Source organism: Nocardia lasii (assembly GCF_042658545.1).
Lineage (GTDB): Bacteria > Actinomycetota > Actinomycetes > Mycobacteriales > Mycobacteriaceae > Nocardia > Nocardia lasii.
The window spans coordinates 24,350-42,178 of record NZ_JBHSQN010000007.1 but is presented as its reverse complement, the minus strand read 5'-3'; the positions used below and the strand labels follow the sequence as shown (position 1 = coordinate 42,178).

The window sequence follows — 17,829 nt, the reverse complement described above, 5'->3', positions numbered from 1 at the left end:
GAACAGGAAGGAACACCATGCGAATTCGCTCGCTGGGGACAAAGTTCGCTATCCCGTGCGTGGCGGTCGGTCTGATCCTGTCGGGGTGTTCGTCGGACAGCGGCGTCACCCCCGGCTCGGCCACCATCGGCAGTACCAACGACATCAACCCCCACGATGTGGCGGATCTGCGTGACGGCGGCAATCTGCGGTTGGTGTTGAGCTCGTTCCCGGAGACGTTCAATTACCTGCAGGTCGACGGCGGCACCGACAGCACCGGCGATGTGATCGAGCCGATCCTGCCCTCGCCGTTCACCAGCAACGCCGCGGGCGAGCTGTCGGTCAATCACGACTACTTCACCGATATCGAGCTCACCGGCCACAACCCGCAGCAGGTGACGTACACGATCAACCCGAAGGCCGTGTGGACCGACGGGTCGCCGATCACCTGGGCGGATCTGAGTTCGCAGGCGGCGGCGCTGAGTGGGCGGGATCCGGCGTATCTGGTGGCCTCGACCAGCGGGTTCGAGCGGGTGGAGAAGGTCGAGCGGGGCACCGACGACCGGCAGGCGATCGTCACCTTCGCCCAGCCCTACGCCGAATGGCAGGGGCAGTTCAGTCCGCTGTATCCGAAGGCGACCACCGAGTCGGCCGAGGCGTTCAACGATCGGGATCGCGACGGGCTCGCGGTGAGCTCCGGGCCGTTCGAGATCAGCGCGATCGATCGCGGGCAGGGTCGAATCACCTTGGCCCGCAACCCTTCCTGGTGGGGCGCTACGCCGAAGCTGCAGAACATCACCTACAGCGTGCTCGACAGTTCGGCGTGGTTGCCCGCGATCCAGAACAACGAACTCGACATCGCCTACATGTCCGGGCTCGAGAACGTCACCGCGGCGAAGCAGGCCAACGGGGTGGTGCTGCGGCGCACGCCGGAACCGAGCTGGTCGCACATCACGTTCAACGGGGCGCCGGGGTCGCTGCTCGAGGATCCGCAGTTGCGGATCGCGATCTCCAAGGCGATCGACCGGCAGGGCATCGTGAACGCCGCCCAGAACGGGGTGGTCGACAATCCGAGGCCGCTGAACAACCACATCTTCATGAACGGCCAGAAGGGCTACCAGGACAACGCCGCGCCGATTTCCTTCGACCCGGCCGCCGCCGCGAAAATGCTGGATGACCTCGGCTGGAAGCTCAATGGCGACGTGCGCGAGAAGGACGGGCGACAGCTCGAACTGCGCGATGTGATGTACCAGCAGGACGGGTGGGTGCAGACCGCGCAGATCGTGCAGCAGAATCTCGCGCAGGTCGGGGTGAAGCTGAACATCCAAACCGTGCCCGGCAACGGTCTTTTCAAGGATGTCATCGATCCCGGCAATTTTGAGCTGGCCCAATTCTCTTGGGGCGGTAGCGTTCTGCCGCTCGGCGCGTTGCCGCAGATCTACGCCTACGACCCGAACAATCTGCAGTCCAACAAGGCTCGGATCGGTTCGCCCGAACTCAACGCCCTCATCGACCGCACCATCTCCGAGCTCGACCCGGAGAAGGCGATCGAACTCGCGAACCAGTGCGACCAGATGATCTTCGCCGAGGGCTATTCGATTCCGCTGCAACAGGCTTCGGGCACCTACGCGGTGCGTGCCGAACTGGCGAACTACGGTGCGTTCGGCCTCGCCTCGGCCGACTACACCAAGGTCGGCTTCCTGAAGTGAATTCGGCGCGGGCACTGACCTATCCGCTGCTCGTGACCAGCGGCGCGCTCGCGGTGATCGCCGCGTGGGTGCCGTTCGGCGACATCGATCAGGTGAGCGCGTTGGCGGTGGTGGCGATCGCGGTCGTCGGGTTCACCGCGTATCAGCTGGGGCTCGCGTTCGGCGTGGTGCCGTCCGGGCTGGTGGCGACCGGGACCGTACGAGGTCATCGGATTCGGCAGCAGCATCGGTTGGTGAGCCGGTCGTGGTTGGAGATCTCGAGCGGGGATCGGGTGGTGTGGCTGCCGGTGTTCTACGACGCGGCGCTGGCGACGCTGGTTCCCACCGAGCTGGAACTGACCGGGAAAGCCGTCCTCGACGGGGCGACGCGCTTCTACCCGTCGGGGCGGGTGCGCACCAGCGAACCCCCGGGCAAGCTCGTCGACAATCCGTCCCGACCGAGCCCACCGCCGCAGTACGGCATCGGGCGTCGGCTGATCCTCGACGTCCAGCCCGCGATCGGGGCGCCGCTGGTGGGGCTGCTGTGGGTGTACGTCATGGGCGGCGGGATCGGGGCCTTCGTCGGCGCCACCACGGTCGCCGCCGCCGGCTTCACGTGGCTTTCCGCGATTCGGGGCTCGGATCCGAGCTGAGATGTCGAGAACGGTCGACCGGCTCCGTCCCCGGGGTACGAGCAATCGACGAAGGAGACCATCATGGCCAAGTATTTGCTGCTCAAGCACTACCGGGGCGCGCCCGCGTCGGTCAACGACGTATCGATGGATCGGTGGACGCCCGAGGAGGTGAGCGCGCACGTGCGCTACATGCAGGACTTCGCCGCGCGCCTCACCGACACCGGGGAGTACGTGGACGGGCAGGCGCTGTCACAGCAGGGCACGTGGGTGCGCTCGGACGGGCCGGGTCGGCCGCCGATCACCGACGGGCCGTTCGCCGAGACCAAGGACCTGATCGCCGGGTGGATGGTGATCGACGTCGACACCTACGAGCGTGCGCTCGAGCTGGCCGGTGAACTGTCGGCGGCGCCGGGCGCGGGTGGGGTGCCGGTGCAGGAGTGGCTCGAGCTGCGCCCGTTCTACGGGGAGCTGCCCACGGTGACCGAGTGAACGAGGCGCTGCTGCGCGAACTGGTCCCCGCGGTGATCGGCGTGCTCGTTCGCCGCGGGGCCGATTTCGCGGCGGCCGAGGACGCGGTGCAGGAGGCATTGATCCGCGCGTTGGAAACCTGGCCTGCGGATCCGCCGCGCGATGCGAAGGCGTGGTTGGTGACCGTCGCGTGGCGGAAGTTCCTCGATGCCATTCGGGCCGAAACCTCGCGGCGGGAACGGGAATTCGTGGTTCCGGCGGAGTCGGAGGCCGTGTCCGTCGACGACTCGCTGTGGCTGTACTTCCTGTGCGCGCATCCGAGCCTGCCGCCCGCGTCGGCCGTCGCGCTGACCCTGCGGGCGGTCGGCGGGCTCACCACCCGACAGATCGCCACGGCCTACCTGGTACCGGAAGCGACTATGGCGCAACGGATCAGCCGGTCCAAGCGGAAGCTCGCGGGGGTGCCACTGGATCAGCCCGGCGATCTCGTGACGGTGCTGCGGGTGCTCTACCTGGTGTTCAACGAGGGATACAGCGGTGACGTGGACCTGGCGGCCGAGGCCATTCGCGTCACCCGCCAGCTCGTCGCCGCGACCGACGAACCGGAAGTGGCGGGACTGCTCGCGCTGATGCTGCTGCACCACGCCCGCCGAGCTTCGCGGATCGAGCCGGACGGTCGACTGGTACCGCTGGCCGAACAGGACCGAACCCGTTGGGACACTGCGCTGATCGCCGAAGGAGTCGTGATTCTGCAACGGGCGCTCTCGCGGGACCGGCTCGGCGAATACCAGGCCCAGGCCGCCATCGCCGCGCTGCACGCCGACGCGGTCACCGCCGAGGAAACCGACTGGGTGCAGATCGTGGAGTGGTACGACGAACTGCTCGCCTTCACCGACAGTCCGGTGGTGCGATTGAACCGCGCCGTGGCAGTCGGGGCGGCGGACGGTCCCCTGGCCGGACTCGCCGCCCTCGCCGAACTCGACTCCTCCCTGCCGCGCCACGCCGCCGCCCGCGCCTACCTGCTCGAACGCGTCGGCGATCTCGCGCAGGCAGCCGATCTCTACTCGGCGGCGGCCCAGGTGGCGACCACGGTTCCCGAGCGTGATCATCTGATCCGGGAAGCGGCCCGGGTGCGACAACTGTTGACCTGAACCGGGGCGACCTGCGTGTGTCAGGTCCTGGCCTCAACCGGGGGCCGCCTGCGCGCGACAGGTATCGATCCGAACCGGGGCGGACGGTGGGGAGCGGCTGCACCGGGATTGAACTGGTCTGACCACTTGACCACCAGTCCGGAAGGGCGGATAGTGGGGGCATGGCGTGGACTCCCGTGGTGAAGCGGTCGGTATCCGGCGATGTGTTCGAGCAGATCGCCGACGAGGTGCTGAGCGGGGAGCTGGGGGTCGGGGCGGCGTTGCCGAGTGAGCGGCAGTTGGCCGAGGCGTTGGGGGTGTCGCGGCCTGCCGTGCGGGAGGCGTTGCAGCGGTTGGCGGCGGCCGGGCTGGTGTCAGTGCGGCAGGGGGAGGCCACGACCGTGCTCGACTATCGGCGCAGTGCCGGGTTGGAAGTGCTTCCGCGACTGCTGCTTCGGGGGAATTCGATCGATCCCGCTGTCGCGCGCAGCATTCTGCAAGCGCGGGCGCACAACGGTCCGAAGATCGCCGAACTCGCCGCCGCACGGGTTCGCTCGAACCTCACACAACCCACCGACTCGGATCTCGACACCACCGACACCGCGAAGGCAAGCGACGTGACGGCCGACACTGGTCCCGATGCGGGCGCGAAAGCTGCCAGCGGATCACGGCTCGGCGCGGAGTTGGCCGCACTGCACGAGTCGGTCGATTCCCTTGTCGCCGAATCAGATCCGTTGCGACAGCAGCTGATCGCGCTCGAATTCTGGGACCACGTCCTCGATCTCGCCGATTCCATCGCCTTCCGCCTGATGTACTCCATGCTGCGCGCCGCCTACGAACCCGCCCTGGCCGCGCTGGCGCCGATCATGTCCGCCGAGGTGGGCAATGCCGGCGCCTATCGAGACCTGGCCGCCGCGATCACCGCGGGCGAGCCGGACCAGGCCGCCGAATCCGCTCGAGCACTGCTCGAACCGGCGACCACCGCCCTCATCCACGCCCTGAACGGTGCGTGATCTACCCGAGGAATCACCATGAACGACGACCGTCCGACAACGACGTCGCACGACCACACACCCGCCGGCACCAGTTCTCCCCGCGCGATCCGGCGCAGCCTGACCCTGGGCGACGCGGCCCGCGAATTCTTCCGGCACCCCTCGCCCTGGATGATCGCCGCCGTCCTCGCGATCGCCCTGATCGCCCGCATCACCCTGGGCGACTGGCAACTCACCGACGCCGTGATCCCCCTGGTGATCCTGGCCGCGTTCCCGCTGATCGAATGGATCATCCACGTCACCGTCCTGCACTGGCGCCCCCGCCGCCTCGGCCCGGTCACCATCGACAGCGAACTCGCCCGAAAGCACCGCGAGCATCACGTCGACCCGCGCGACATCCCCCTGATCTTCATCCCCACGAAGTCCCTGCTGCTCACGATCATCGCCCTGGTCACCCTCGCCGCCCTGGCCTTCCCCCGCCCCACCCTGGCCCTCACCTTCCTCCTCACCATCACCACCCTCGGCCTCCTCTACGAGTGGACCCACTACCTCATCCACACCGACTACAAACCGAAACACGCCCCCTACCGCGCCATCTGGCGCAACCACCGCCACCACCACTACAAGAACGAGCACTACTGGTTCACCGTCACCACCACCAACACCGCCGACCGCCTACTACGCACCGCCCCCGACCCAGCTGCCGTCCCGACTTCCCCGACCGCCCGCAACCTCCACGCAAGCGGTTAGCCCGAAGCCGACCGATCCGCGCCTTCGGCTCCGTCCCCCTCGACCTTGTCCCCGTTCGGCTCGATCCACGACGCCAGACGTCGGCGACTCGAGTTCAGAACGGCGGCCGCCGTCGACTTGGCCGCGTCGAGAGCTTCCGACAGGGTCGCGTGCTCGGGGCCCGCCCACTGGGCGAGCTGCAGGTTGCGGGCCTGGGCGAAGCGGTCGAGCAGCTCGCTCAGCTCGTGCCTGCGCTTGGTCATCGAGCGGGCGGCCAGCTTGTGGTGGGCCTCCGTGGTCCGCAGCACCGCGTGGGTGTCGAGCGCCTCGCGCAGGCGAGCGACGAGATCGACGTCGGCGCGGTACTGCTCGCGCAGGGTGGCACGAGCGCTGGTGATGGTCTGGTCCAGGTGTTCGACTTCGGCGATCCGCACCTGCTCCAGCCGCAACTGCTGCCACAAAAACAGCGACTTCTGCGCGACGACCAGGAGTTGCAGGGTCTCACCGAGCCGGTTCTTACGCAGCATGGCCTCGAGCTGATCGGCCCGCTTACCGGGGCCCGCGCTCGCGTCGAGGGTTTCCAACTGCTTGACCGCGTGCATCCGCAACCGCTCGACACCGACCTCGAGATCGGCGCCGAGGGACGCGATCGAGGACCAGTCGGTGGCGGTGAGCGCGTCACCGGACGCGACGGCCTGCACCCGCCGCGACAGCAGGCGGTGGTGACCGTAGACGTCGCCGATGCGTTCGGCCGAGGCGAGTCGGAGTACTTCGTCGACCTTGTCCTCGATGATGTCGAGCTGCTCGCGTTGCGCATCGAACTGCGCGCTCATCGCCATTTCGAGCGCGGCCAACGCCAGCAACTGGGGCATGACCGTCGAGGCAGCTGCCGGAGCCGCAATTCGCGCATGGGACAGAATCTTTCCGCTGACCGAATCACGAACCATGCGGTGATAGGTCACTGTCGACTTCGAGAACTTGCCACCGAAGTTCTCCGCCGACTTGGCAATTCCGTAGGCCGCGCTGACGGTGCGCGCGTTGAACAGCCGAGTTCGGGCCTGCCGCAGGGAAGTCCCCACATCGATCGGCACCGGCGACAACGCCACATCCCAATCCCGAACGAACGCGGCGATCGCGTCATCACCGCCGACCAACGCGGTCCCGAATTCGTCCTCGACCACAACCAGATCCGCGATCTCCTCGGATTGCACGGCGTCGAGATCGACCGGAACGAGGTCACTCATACTGCTCTCCCTGTGTACGCGCGACAACAAATGGCGAAGACCCCCGTCGCCGGTCAGTTTAGAGCCGCTGCGCGGTGTCGTAGGTCGATCGCGCCGATCGTACGGACGGTCACCGACAGGGAGTGCCCGACGGAATCTCCGAGAACCGGCCGATGACAGTTGACTATGTACCCTAGGGGGGTATGGTAGGTCGGGTTCAGTCGTTGATGGAATGGAGCGTTCCGATGAATGCAGCTGGCAAGTTCGCCGGATTCACCCTCGGCCTCGCGGTGGTCTTCGGGGGCGCGCTGACGGTTGGCGCGCTGGTCGGGCCGGAGCCCGGCGAGCCGGCCGGGCATGACGAGCACGCGGCGCCGTCGGAGGAACTGCCGGGTGGGCTGCTCGCGTCCGACCAGGGGTACACGCTGGTCTTGGACCAGCCGAACACGACCGCCGCGGCGCAGGTGCCGACGAGTTTTCGGATTCTCGACGCGGGCGGCGCACCGGTGACGAAGTACGTGAACAGCCATGACAAGGACCTGCATCTGATCGTGGTTCGGCGGGATCTGGTCGGTTTCCAGCATGTCCACCCGGTGCTCGATGCGGCCGGGACCTGGACTGTTCCCCTGAATCTGAGCCGCGCCGGTGACTATCGGGTCTACGCCGACTTCACCCCCGAGGGCGGGCCGAACCTGACGCTCGGTGCCGATCTGCGCGTGGCGGGCAACTACGACGTGCAAGCCCTCCCGGCCCCGGCCGCGACCACTCAGGTCGGCGAGTACACGGTCGCACTGAACGGCACGGTCGCTCCGGGCACGGCATCGAAGGTGACCCTCTCGGTCAGCCGCGCCGGCGCCCCGGTCACCGACCTCGAGCCCTATCTCGGCGCCTACGGGCACCTCGTCGCCCTCCGGGCCGCCGACCTCGCCTACCTGCACGTGCACCCCGAGGGCACCCCCGGTGACGGGAGCACCCCGGCCGGTCCGGGCATCGACTTCGTGGTGAACGCGCCGAGCGCGGGCGACTACCGCCTGTTCCTCGACTTCCAGCACGGGGGCGTCGTGCGCACAGCCGAGTTCACGCTGAAAGTCGACCCGGCGAACGCGGGCGTGAGCACCCACGGCACGCCGGGCCACGGCCACTGAACCCACAACACGGTGGCGTAATCGTGCAATCCGCCGCGATTTGCCCCCAATTCGACGGGTTCGGGCGCCTGATCGCACGAAAATGCCACCGCTCGACGAGAAACGGAGCACCCCATGACCACCGCGACGCACCCACCGGGCACCGGCCAGGTAGAACTGGTGATCGGTGGCATGACCTGCGCTTCCTGCGCGAACCGGATCGAGAAGAAACTCAACAAGCTCGACGGTGTCACCGCCACGGTCAACTACGCCACCGAGAAGGCGCGCGTCGACTTCACCGGCGATGTCTCCCCCGAGGCCCTGATCGCCACCGTCGAGCAGGCGGGCTACACCGCGACCCTGCCCGCGCCGAAGCAGCCCGAGGACGCCCCGGTCGCCGAGGATCCGACCGCCTCGCTGCGCACCCGACTGATCGTGTCCGCGCTGCTCACGGTACCGGTGATCGCGATGGCGATGATCCCGGCGCTGCAGTTCACCAACTGGCAGTGGCTCTCGCTCACGCTGGCCGCACCGGTCGTGGTCTGGGGCGCGCTGCCCTTCCACCGGGCAGCGTGGACGAACCTGAAGCACGGCACCGCCACCATGGACACGCTGGTGTCGATGGGCACGCTCGCCGCCTTCGGCTGGTCGCTGTACGCGCTGTTCTGGGGGACGGCGGGCACGCCGGGGATGAAGCACCCGTTCGAGTTCACGATCGCGCGGATGGACGGCACCGGCAGCATCTACCTCGAGGCCGCGGCGGGCGTGACCACGTTCATCCTGGCCGGGCGGTATTTCGAGGCCCGCTCGAAGCGGCGGGCGGGAGCGGCGTTGCGGGCCCTGCTCGAGCTCGGCGCGAAGGATGTCGCGGTGCTGCGCGATGGCGTCGAGACGCGAATTCCGGTGGAGCAGTTGGCCGTCGGGGACGAGTTCATCGTGCGGCCGGGCGAGAAGATCGCCACCGACGGGGTGATCACCGAGGGCACCTCGGCGGTCGACGCGTCCATGTTGACCGGCGAGTCGGTGCCGGTGGAGGTGGGCGTCGACGACGCTGTCACCGGTGCCACGGTGAATGTCGGTGGTCGACTCGTGGTGCGCGCCACCAGGATCGGCGCCGACACCCAACTCGCGCAGATGGCCCAGCTCGTCGAGGACGCGCAGACCGGCAAGGCGCAGGCGCAGCGGCTGGCCGACCGGATCTCCGGCATCTTCGTTCCGATCGTGATCGCGCTGGCCGTGGCCACGCTCGGATTCTGGCTCGGGACAGGCGGTTCCGTCGCGGCGGCGTTCACCGCCGCCGTCGCGGTGCTGATCATCGCCTGCCCGTGCGCGCTGGGCCTGGCGACGCCGACCGCGCTCATGGTCGGCACCGGACGCGGCGCGCAGCTCGGCATCCTGATCAAGGGCCCCGAGGTGCTGGAATCGACCCGCAAGGTCGACACGATCGTGCTGGACAAGACCGGCACCGTCACCACCGGAAAGATGACCCTGCTCGAGGTGGTTCCGGCCGAGGGTGAGCAGCGGGATCGCGTGTTGGAAATGGCAGGCGCGCTGGAGGATTCGTCGGAGCATCCGATCGCGCAGGCGATCGCCAAGGCTGCGCGCGACGAGTTCGGCACCCTCGCGCCGGTGGAAGGCTTCGCCAACGTCGAAGGGCTCGGCGTGCAGGGCGTGGTCGACGGGCACGCGGTGGTCGTGGGTCGGGCGCGACTGCTGGCAGACTGGTCGCAGCCGCTCGACGAGAAGCTGGAAGGTGTTCTGGCGGAGGCGGAATCGGCGGGTAGGACCGCGGTCGCCATCGGGTGGGACGGTAAGGCGCGCGGCGTGCTGGTCGTCGCGGACGCAGTGAAACCGACTTCGGCGCAGGCTATCTCGCAGTTCCGGGAGCTCGGGCTCACCCCGATCCTGCTCACCGGCGACAACGCCCGCGCGGCCCGCGCCATCGGCGACGAGGTCGGGATCGACGAGGTCATCGCCGAGGTGCTGCCGCAGGACAAGGTCGACACGGTCAAGCGGTTGCAGGCCGAGGGCAAGGTCGTGGCGATGGTCGGCGACGGCGTCAACGACGCGGCGGCCCTGGCCCAGGCCGATCTGGGCCTGGCCATGGGCACCGGCACCGACGTGGCCATCGAGGCGAGCGACCTCACCCTCGTCCGCGGCGACCTCCGCGCCGCCGTCGACGCGATCCGCCTGGCCCGACGCACCCTGGCCACCATCAAGGGCAACCTGTTCTGGGCCTTCGCCTACAACGTGGCCGCCATCCCGCTGGCCATGGCGGGCCTGCTCAACCCCATGCTGGCGGGCGCCGCGATGGCCTTCAGCTCGGTCTTCGTGGTGAGCAACAGCCTGCGCCTGCGCCGCTTCAAGTCGACAGCGCAGTAACCGAAGGGCGGGGCAGCGGGTTTCCGCCGCCCCGCCCATGTCGCGCTCAGAAGACGTGCTGGTCGTCCGCCGAGATGGCGAAGCCGTGCTCGCCGGCGACACAGCGCACGCCCTGCGTGGACGAGGCGCAGGTGTAACCGTGGACGGTCAGGGACTCGCCGTAATTCAGCACGGTGCCGCCGGAGGGTCCCCCTGGCGGGAAGCCGATGAAGATGCCCTGGCTGGTGCACAGGAGTTCCGATGTGCCCTGGTAGAGGTGCGCGGCGACCTTGCGGTTGGGCGCGTCGGTGCAGTTCGGCAGCGCCGCCGGGAGGAATTTGGCCTGACCCAGCTGGCAGCCGACACCGTAGGGCGCCATGACGAGGACGCCGCACTTGACGTTGCCGGTGGGCGACTGGAAGTAGTAGCTGCCGTCGATCAGGAATTTGCTCGCGTCGACGGGGGTGAAGCCTCCGCTGGCGGGTGCCGGGCTGGTGATCGGGGCGGCCGTGGGAACCGGGCCGCTCGGCGCCGGACTGCCGGGCGAGCCCTCCCCCGGCGAACCGGCACCCGGGGAGCCAGCGTCCGGGGAACCAGCACCAGGGGACCCGGCGTCCGGCGAACCGGCGCCAGGGGACCCGGCGTCCGGGGAACCAGCTTCCGATGCGGACGGCACGCCCGTGGTCGGCACGCCCGTGGCCTGACTCGGCGCCCCGGACGGCTGAACGATGGTTACGGGCCCCGAACCCTGATCGCCCCCGGTGCAGGCGCTGAGTACCCCGGTCAGCGCCACAAACGCGGCTGCCACGACTACTGATTTCACGATCGCTCCCACTCTGTCCTCCCGACCCGTGTGAGGGGGAAATCGGCGTCGGATGCGAAGTCGTTTCTTTAGCTCATCAAACGCTATGGAACCGTTACCGAGCCGTGGTCCTCGGAAACCGTTGTCGCACAACGGCTGCCGTCGCGGGCGAACCGCACGGGAGCGAACGAGAAAAGCCCGGCACGATGGCCGGGCTTTTCGTTGAGCGGATGACGAGATTCGAACTCGCGACCCTCACCTTGGCAAGGTGATGCGCTACCACTGCGCCACATCCGCGTGCAATCCGAGGCCGATCCGGCGAGCCGGTGACTTCGTGCTGCGAGAAGGAACTCTAGCGCGAAACTCCCGAACTACGAAATCCGGGTCATTTCTCGCTGTCGCGGGCCTTGCGGGCGATCCGCTCGGCCGCCTCGGCATCGTCGAGGGCGGTGGCCTCCTCCAGCGACGGCGCGCTGCCGCCGAGGCGTTTCGGCACCCAGTAGGCGCCGGGTTCGTGGGTGTAGTCCTTTTGCAGGTCGGCGAGCATTTCCTGCATGGTGGTGCGCACCTGCGCGGTGAGGTCGGCGATCGGCTCATAAGGCTGGATGGGGGCGCCGACGGCGATCGAGATCGGAGTGTTGGTGCGGCCGAGGCGTTTCGGGAAACCCTTGGTCCACACGCGCTGGGCGCCCCAGATGGTGATCGGAATGATCGGCACGCCGGCTTCCAGCGCCATCCGGGCCGCGCCGGATTTGAATTCCTTGATCTCGAAGCTGCGGCTGATCGTGGCCTCGGGGTAGACGCCGACGAGTTCGCCGTCGCGCAGGTACTTCACCGCCGACTTGTAGGAGTCGGCGCCCGCGGTGCGGTCGACCGGAATGTGCTTGAGGGTGCGCATGATCGGGCCGGAGACGGCGTTGTCGAACACCTCCTGCTTGGCCATGAACCTGATGTAGCGACCGGGGGTGCGCGCGGGCAGGCCGGCGTAGGTGAAGTCCATGTAGCCGGTGTGGTTGATCGCCAGCACGGCGCCACCGGACGCGGGAATGTTCTCCGCGCCCTTGACGGTGAACTTCAGACCTTCGAGGAAGAAGACGGCTCGGGTCAGGCCGACAATCGACCGGTAGACGGGTTCCACGTTCAGTCAGCGTAGTCGTCACCGGCGGTTCCCGTCAGGGTCGGCGTGCCCGGGTGCGACTCACCGTAGAATCGCGGCGTTCGCACCGCGGTCGAATCCGCTTCGCGCACATCGGTCTACATCCGGCGGGTCCGCTCGCCCCGACAGTCAGGCATCCACGCGGTGCCACGACCTAGGAATGAGGAACGACGTAGTGGAACGCGCTCTGCTCGCCCCGACCCGCACCTTCGCGCTGGTCGCGGGGCTGTCCGTCGCCCTGATCACCGGGTGCGATTCGGTATCCGGCATCCCGGGCGATCCGGTCGAGGTGACCGCCGCGCCCACCACCACCGCCACCCAGGCCGTCGCCACGCCCGCGCCGACGTCGACCACCGAGTCGGTGCCCGCCGACGCGCCGCAGGTCGGCGCCGTCGCGGGCGATCAGGACGCGGTGGCGGCCGTGCGTCGCTGGGCCGCCGACCTGCGGACCGACACCGTCGCCGCACTGAAGGACAAGTGCTGGACCATCCCGCCCAACACCGTCGCCACCATGTACGCCGACCCGTCGACCGTGCTGGCCGTGCTCACCGGGCCCGGCACCGCGACCGAGGACGGCGTCACCTGGCGCGACCGCGGCACCACCGTGACCGTCGACCGCGAGTCCATCGACTCGGGTTACGCGTGCGGGCGGGTGTTCGCCGCGGGTGTCGAGCCCGGTTACGACGAAGCCGACGCCCGACACACCGTGCGTCGTTATCTTGCGCGCGCAACGGGCAAACCTCTCAATTCCGACGATGTCGAGGCCACACACCCCCTGACCTGCGCGGCAAGCCCCGTGCAGTGGGATCCCGAGGGCACCGGCAACCCCACGGCGCCCCCCTTGACAAGCGACTCGGGCAAAGTAGGCAATGTCACCTCCTTCACCGGTGAAGAGCTACGATCCGAGCAGATTCGTGGCGACTACCTGGCAGTTCACGTTCCGGTGACCACCTCGCCCGGCGGCACCCGCACGCGCACTTTCACGGTCGTCACGACCGCTGAGGGCTATTGCATCGGTGACGTAACGATTTAGCCACTACCCTGGATGGCTGGTACGCCGAAGCAATCAGGGGGCTCTTTGGCAGATCCCGGTAGGAGGAAACAGCTCGTGCAGATCACCAGCGTCGGACACGCCGGCTTTCATATCCGAACCGAAGCCGGGACGATCCTGTGCGACCCGTGGGTGAACCCCGCGTACTTCGCGTCGTGGTTCCCGTTCCCGGACAACTCCCAGCTCGACTGGGAGACGCTCGGCGACGTCGACTACCTCTACGTCTCGCATCTGCACCGCGACCACTTCGACGCCGCGCACCTGGCGAAGTACGTCAACAAGGACGCCACGGTCCTGCTGCCCGACTACCCGGTGCTCGACCTGCGCCGCGAGCTCGAGGCGCTGGGCTTCACCAAGTTCTTCGAGACCGAGGACTCGGTCAAGCACACCGTCACCGGGCCGAAGGGCTCGCTCGACGTGATGATCGTGGCCCTGCGCGCGCCCGCCGACGGACCGATCGGCGACTCGGGCATCCTCGTCTCCGACGGTGAGACCACCTGTTTCAACATGAACGACGCCCGCCCCGTCGACATGGACGTCATCCACGACGCGTTCGGCGACATCGACATCCACCTGCTCCAGTACTCCGGCGCCATCTGGTACCCGGCCGTGTACGACATCCCCGCCCGCACCAAGGCCAACTTCGGCAAGCAGAAGCGCCAGCGCGGCATGGATCGCGCCCGCTCCTACATCGAACAGGTCGGCGCGACCTGGGTCGTGCCCTCGGCCGGTCCGCCGGTGTTCCTCGACGAAGACCTGCGCTACCTCAACGACGATCGCGGCGACGAGGGCAACATCTTCCCCGATCAGATCGTGTTCCTCGAGCAGATGGAAATCCACGGCAACGCGGGCGGGATCTTGATGATCCCCGGCTCCGTCGCCGACGTGCGCGGCAAGGAACTCGACCTCGCGCACCCGTTCGACCCGGACCGGATCTACGGCGACAAGGCCGCCTACATCGAGGAGATGGCGCAGCGTTTCGCGCCGGTCCTCGCCGCCGAGAAGGCGTCGTGGGAGATCGGCGAGGGTTCGCTGCTCGAGCCGCTGCGTGAACTGTTCGAACCGATCATGAAGCAGAGCGCGCTGATCAGCGACGGCATCGGCTACCCCGTCGGCCTCGTCATCGGCGAGGAGACCATCGTCCTGGACTTCCCGCACCGCACCGTGCGCGAACCCCTCGAATCCGAAGGCCGCTACCGCTACGGCTTCCGCATCGCCCCCGAACTGGTCCGCACCGTCCTGCGCGACAACGAACCCGACTGGGTGAACACGATCTTCCTGTCCACCCGCTTCCAGGCGTGGCGCATCGGCGGCTACAACGAGTTCCTCTACACCTTCTTCAAATGCCTCACCGACGAGCGCATCGCCTACGCCGACGGCTGGTTCTCCGAAGCCCACGACGACTCCGCCGTCACCGAACTCGAAGGCTGGGAAGTCCAACGCCGCTGCCCCCACCTCAAGGCCGACCTCTCCAAATTCGGTGTGGTGGAAGGCAACAACCTCACCTGCAACCTGCACGGCTGGCAGTGGGATCTGGAGTCGGGGCGTTGCAAGACGTCCAAGGGCCACGAGCTGCGGGCACGCAAGCTCTGACGCCACCCCGGAAACGGGTACACCCGCAACGGTTAATTATGGCGTTGCCACCCTCTCGCCTATGGATCATAATTAATCCAATCATTAAATATGGTCCGGTAGCGAGGGGGCGCGATGTCTACACGATCGTCGAAAGTTCCACTGTTCGACGAGGTCAAGAGGGTTCTCGAGTGCCTGCGCGACGGGGTACCCGTGGACGAGACCGAGCGCGTCGATTTCAAGGAGGAAGCCGGGCGACGCGGGCCGGGTGGAGTTGTCCTACCGGGCACCGCGACCAACGACAGGGCCGCCCAGGCGCTCGCGGAGGAGTCGGCGTGCATGGCCAACAGCGACGGGGGCGGGGCCCTGATCGTCGGCGTGGTCGACAAGAGCCGGGCGCTGGTCGGCACCCAGCTCGATGTCGAGTGGTTGCGTCACCGCATCTACCAGCTCACCGAACAACGGCTCACCGTCTCGGTCCGTGAGGAATCGGTCAACGGCGCTCGATTGCTCGTGCTCTACATTCCCCAAGCGATAGAGCCGATTCGCTACAACGGCAAGTTGAAGTGGCGGGTCTGCGACAATTGCGTCGACATCGATCCCACCAGCTGGTATGCCCGGCGACGTCCGTACGACTGGTCCGCCGGAACGAGTGACACACCCATCACCGCGGTTCGTGAGTCGGCGATCGAGATCGCCCGCGATTTCCTGATGAGTTCCAACGAACCTTCTGCCCAGGACCTCGCCGAAGCCACCACCGCGGAGTTGCTGCGTCGGCTCAACGCCTCGACCGCCGACGGGTATTTGACCGAAGCCGGAAAACTGCTCTTCGTCGGACGGACGGCGCCTTCACTGGACTACATTCGTCGCGACTACAGCGGTGGTGACAGTACCGACCGGGTCCGACGCACGGATCGTTCCGTGATCGAGCAACTCGCCGAGGTATTCATCAACGCCCGCGCCAACAATCCGATCCAGCACCTCAGTCGGGGACTGGCAAGTGGCCAAGTACGCGAACTTCCCGAGCGCGCGATTCGTGAGGCGATCGTCAACGGCGTAGCCCATCGGGACTGGAACTCGCCGGAGCCCACAGTCATCGAGCACATCGGGCGCACGCTCCGGGTGACGAGCCCCGGCGGATTCATCTCCGGGGTCAACGAGAACAACATCATCACCCATCCCTCGAAGTCCAGAAACACAGCTCTGACCGAAATGCTCGCCGCGCTGCGGATCGCCGAACGTGAGGGGATCGGCGTGGACCGGATGGTGGGCGACATGCTCCGCCGTGGACAGCCACGACCCGAAATTCGCGAGATCGCCGGTCCCAGTGTGGTCACGGGACTGGTTGGGAACATGATCGATCAAGCGTGGATGGCTTGGCTCGAGCTCTTCGGTGATCCGTCGGTGCGAAACGACCTCCGGCTGTTGATGCTGACAGAACAGGTAGTACAGCGCGGCTGGGTCGACGGGTCGACGGCTGCCCGACTGCTCCAACTCTCGCCGCTGGAGACGCAGGACGCGCTGAACGTTCTGATCGAGAAGCGGGTCGATGGCGCATGGCTGCTGAAAGCGGTCGAGGGAACCCAGGCGGGGACAGATCCCGCATTCGCGCTGAACCCCGCCGCACGCGAATCGCTCGAACGCGTCGACACCGAGTTCGCGGAGAATCGGTGGTGGCCCGACCGAAAAACCATCGCCTCGGACTACGCCCGCCACCGTGGCCGGATCAGCACCACCGAGCTCGGAGCGATCGTGGGCGCTCATCCGACGAACGTCGGCGGCGTACTCAAGGGCTTGGAAAGGGAAGGGGTGCTGGCTCCGTCGCGAGAGAGTCGACGCGGCGCTGGGTTCTACTACGTCTATGTGTCGTAGTCGCTGTGCGCGGGCCTGTTTCCTAGCCGTGGCGGCGTTGGCCGGTGGCCACGACCACCGCGCAGAGAACGATCGCGCAGCTGAATATCGCGGGGAGTGAGAGCTTTCCGTCTGCGGCGTCGAGCAGTGCGGCGGTGACCAGTTGGCCCGCTACCGATGTCAGGCCGAGTAGCAGGACGCCGATCAGGCCGACGGTGGCGGCGGCCAGGGCGATGAAAGCCACGCCGATCAGGCCGCCGGTGTAGAGCCAGGGGTCGGTGGGGAATTCCGTGGGGAGGCCGGTAGTGGACAGGATATAGAGGTCGATCAGGAGCAGGGCGGTCATGCCGACGGCGAAGTTGATCAGGGTGGCGGGGAAGGGGCCGCCGGTGGCGCCCACCCGGCCGTTGACCGCTTGTTGCCAGGCCAAGCCGACGCCGGCGAGGGCGGGCAGGACGATGAGCAGCGCATCGGGCACGCCGGTGGTCACCGCGGCCGGTGCCGAACTGCCGCCGACGGACAGGACGACCCCGGCGAGGCCGAGGGCGGCAGCGGCGACGCGCCACGGGGTGATCGGGGTTCGGCCGTTCGGGGCGAGGCCGAGGCGGTCGACCAGCAGGCTGCTGGCGAGTTGGCCCGCGACGACCGCGACGGTGAACGCGGTGACACCGATCGCGGCGATCGTGAGACCTTGAGCCGCGACGAAGAACGCGCCACACAATCCGCCGAGCAACTGCCACCGCGGCAGCTCGCCCACCGACACGGCACGACGCACCTTGCTGAGGCCCGCCCGCATCGCGGGACTGACCGCGACAGCGATCAACAAGGCAACGAGCCCCGTACCGAAACTGATGCTCGCCGCCGCGATCCCATCGGCCAACCGCGCCCCGAGCGCCCCGTTGATCCGCCCCTGCACCGCGACACCGGCCCCGATACCGAACCCGAACACCAACCCGAGACCACGACGCCCGCTCATCCGCTCCCCACCACACTCGACAACCCGCACGATGAGCATGCCACCCGCGACCACGCGCAGCGTGATGCCGTCCACGGTGCGACGGGCAATGT

Annotated in this window: 15 protein-coding genes and 1 tRNA gene; 11 read left to right on the top strand and 5 right to left on the bottom strand. The window is 67.7% G+C overall.

Annotated features, from left to right (window positions below; genetic code table 11):
• Nucleotides 1-17: 17 nt before the first annotated feature.
• The 6 genes from ACFP3H_RS11900 (at nucleotide 18) to ACFP3H_RS11875 (ending at nucleotide 5,642) form a co-directional block, all read left to right on the top strand.
• Nucleotides 18-1,688 (top strand): ABC transporter family substrate-binding protein, encoded by a 1,671-nt coding sequence (locus ACFP3H_RS11900; protein WP_378604031.1) that lies wholly within the window; start codon nucleotides 18-20, stop codon nucleotides 1,686-1,688.
• The gene (locus ACFP3H_RS11895; protein WP_378604029.1) at nucleotides 1,685-2,320 is read left to right on the top strand and encodes a hypothetical protein; all 636 of its coding nucleotides are present in this window, start codon (nucleotides 1,685-1,687) and stop codon (nucleotides 2,318-2,320) included. Before ACFP3H_RS11900 ends, ACFP3H_RS11895 begins: the two co-directional genes overlap by 4 nt.
• Nucleotides 2,321-2,383: 63 nt before the next feature.
• Nucleotides 2,384-2,791 (top strand): YciI family protein, encoded by a 408-nt coding sequence (locus ACFP3H_RS11890; RefSeq protein WP_378604026.1) that lies wholly within the window; start codon nucleotides 2,384-2,386, stop codon nucleotides 2,789-2,791.
• Nucleotides 2,788-3,921 (top strand): RNA polymerase sigma factor, encoded by a 1,134-nt coding sequence (locus ACFP3H_RS11885; RefSeq protein ID WP_378604023.1) that lies wholly within the window; start codon nucleotides 2,788-2,790, stop codon nucleotides 3,919-3,921. The genes ACFP3H_RS11890 and ACFP3H_RS11885 overlap by 4 nt, the downstream gene beginning before the upstream one ends.
• Before the next feature lie 161 nt (nucleotides 3,922-4,082).
• Nucleotides 4,083-4,913: a FadR/GntR family transcriptional regulator gene (locus tag ACFP3H_RS11880; RefSeq protein ID WP_378604020.1), complete on the top strand. Its 831-nt coding sequence runs from the start codon at nucleotides 4,083-4,085 to the stop codon at nucleotides 4,911-4,913.
• 18 nt (nucleotides 4,914-4,931) lie between these two features.
• A complete protein-coding gene (locus ACFP3H_RS11875) occupies nucleotides 4,932-5,642 on the top strand; it encodes a sterol desaturase family protein (protein WP_378604017.1) in 711 nt (236 codons plus the stop codon).
• Here the strand turns inward: ACFP3H_RS11875 and ACFP3H_RS11870 are convergent.
• On the bottom strand, nucleotides 5,639-6,865 hold the full coding sequence (locus ACFP3H_RS11870; protein ID WP_378604014.1) for a hypothetical protein: 1,227 nt from the start codon (nucleotides 6,863-6,865) through the stop codon (nucleotides 5,639-5,641). The genes ACFP3H_RS11875 and ACFP3H_RS11870 overlap by 4 nt on opposite strands.
• 224 nt (nucleotides 6,866-7,089) lie before the next feature.
• Between ACFP3H_RS11870 and ACFP3H_RS11865 the strand changes: the two genes are divergently transcribed.
• Both ACFP3H_RS11865 and ACFP3H_RS11860 read left to right on the top strand, forming a co-directional pair.
• Entirely contained in the window at nucleotides 7,090-7,989 is a 900-nt protein-coding gene (locus ACFP3H_RS11865; protein WP_378604011.1) for a hypothetical protein, read from the top strand.
• A gap of 114 nt (nucleotides 7,990-8,103) precedes the next feature.
• On the top strand, nucleotides 8,104-10,350 hold the full coding sequence (locus tag ACFP3H_RS11860; protein WP_378604009.1) for a heavy metal translocating P-type ATPase: 2,247 nt from the start codon (nucleotides 8,104-8,106) through the stop codon (nucleotides 10,348-10,350).
• 46 nt (nucleotides 10,351-10,396) lie between these two features.
• Here ACFP3H_RS11860 and ACFP3H_RS11855 read toward each other — a convergent pair whose 3' ends face one another.
• From ACFP3H_RS11855 to ACFP3H_RS11845, 3 genes are all read right to left on the bottom strand, one after another.
• Nucleotides 10,397-11,137, bottom strand: coding sequence for a hypothetical protein (locus ACFP3H_RS11855; RefSeq protein WP_378604006.1), 741 nt, complete (start codon nucleotides 11,135-11,137; stop codon nucleotides 10,397-10,399).
• 219 nt (nucleotides 11,138-11,356) lie between these two features.
• Nucleotides 11,357-11,428 (bottom strand) — tRNA-Gly (locus tag ACFP3H_RS11850).
• Nucleotides 11,429-11,516: 88 nt separating this feature from the next.
• Complete coding sequence (locus tag ACFP3H_RS11845) at nucleotides 11,517-12,269, bottom strand: lysophospholipid acyltransferase family protein (RefSeq protein WP_378604003.1); 753 nt, start codon at nucleotides 12,267-12,269, stop codon at nucleotides 11,517-11,519.
• 178 nt (nucleotides 12,270-12,447) lie between these two features.
• On the opposite strand from ACFP3H_RS11845, the gene ACFP3H_RS11840 reads away from it, so the two are divergent.
• The 3 genes from ACFP3H_RS11840 to ACFP3H_RS11830 all read left to right on the top strand — a co-directional run bounded on the left by ACFP3H_RS11840 (nucleotide 12,448) and on the right by ACFP3H_RS11830 (nucleotide 16,782).
• Nucleotides 12,448-13,320, top strand: coding sequence for a hypothetical protein (locus ACFP3H_RS11840; RefSeq protein WP_378603999.1), 873 nt, complete (start codon nucleotides 12,448-12,450; stop codon nucleotides 13,318-13,320).
• Between the two features lie 75 nt (nucleotides 13,321-13,395).
• A complete protein-coding gene (locus ACFP3H_RS11835) occupies nucleotides 13,396-14,931 on the top strand; it encodes a Rieske 2Fe-2S domain-containing protein (RefSeq protein ID WP_378603996.1) in 1,536 nt (511 codons plus the stop codon).
• Between the two features lie 192 nt (nucleotides 14,932-15,123).
• Nucleotides 15,124-16,782, top strand: a complete 1,659-nt coding sequence (locus ACFP3H_RS11830) for an ATP-binding protein (protein ID WP_378603993.1) — start codon at nucleotides 15,124-15,126, stop codon at nucleotides 16,780-16,782.
• A gap of 22 nt (nucleotides 16,783-16,804) precedes the next feature.
• Here ACFP3H_RS11830 and ACFP3H_RS11825 read toward each other — a convergent pair whose 3' ends face one another.
• On the bottom strand, nucleotides 16,805-17,812 hold the full coding sequence (locus ACFP3H_RS11825; protein ID WP_378603990.1) for a DMT family transporter: 1,008 nt from the start codon (nucleotides 17,810-17,812) through the stop codon (nucleotides 16,805-16,807).
• Nucleotides 17,813-17,829: the final 17 nt, after the last annotated feature.

Bases quoted from the DNA above. Each gene is read 5' to 3' on its own strand.
- ACFP3H_RS11875 (WP_378604017.1), top strand. From the start codon at position 4,932: ATGAACGACGACCGTCCGACAACGACGTCGCACGACCACACACCCGCC.
- ACFP3H_RS11870 (WP_378604014.1), bottom strand. From the start codon at position 6,865: ATGAGTGACCTCGTTCCGGTCGATCTCGACGCCGTGCAATCCGAGGAG.
- ACFP3H_RS11865 (WP_378604011.1), top strand. From the start codon at position 7,090: ATGAATGCAGCTGGCAAGTTCGCCGGATTCACCCTCGGCCTCGCGGTG.
- ACFP3H_RS11880 (WP_378604020.1), top strand. From the start codon at position 4,083: ATGGCGTGGACTCCCGTGGTGAAGCGGTCGGTATCCGGCGATGTGTTC.
- ACFP3H_RS11860 (WP_378604009.1), top strand. From the start codon at position 8,104: ATGACCACCGCGACGCACCCACCGGGCACCGGCCAGGTAGAACTGGTG.
- ACFP3H_RS11900 (WP_378604031.1), top strand. From the start codon at position 18: ATGCGAATTCGCTCGCTGGGGACAAAGTTCGCTATCCCGTGCGTGGCG.
- ACFP3H_RS11890 (WP_378604026.1), top strand. From the start codon at position 2,384: ATGGCCAAGTATTTGCTGCTCAAGCACTACCGGGGCGCGCCCGCGTCG.
- ACFP3H_RS11840 (WP_378603999.1), top strand. From the start codon at position 12,448: ATGAGGAACGACGTAGTGGAACGCGCTCTGCTCGCCCCGACCCGCACC.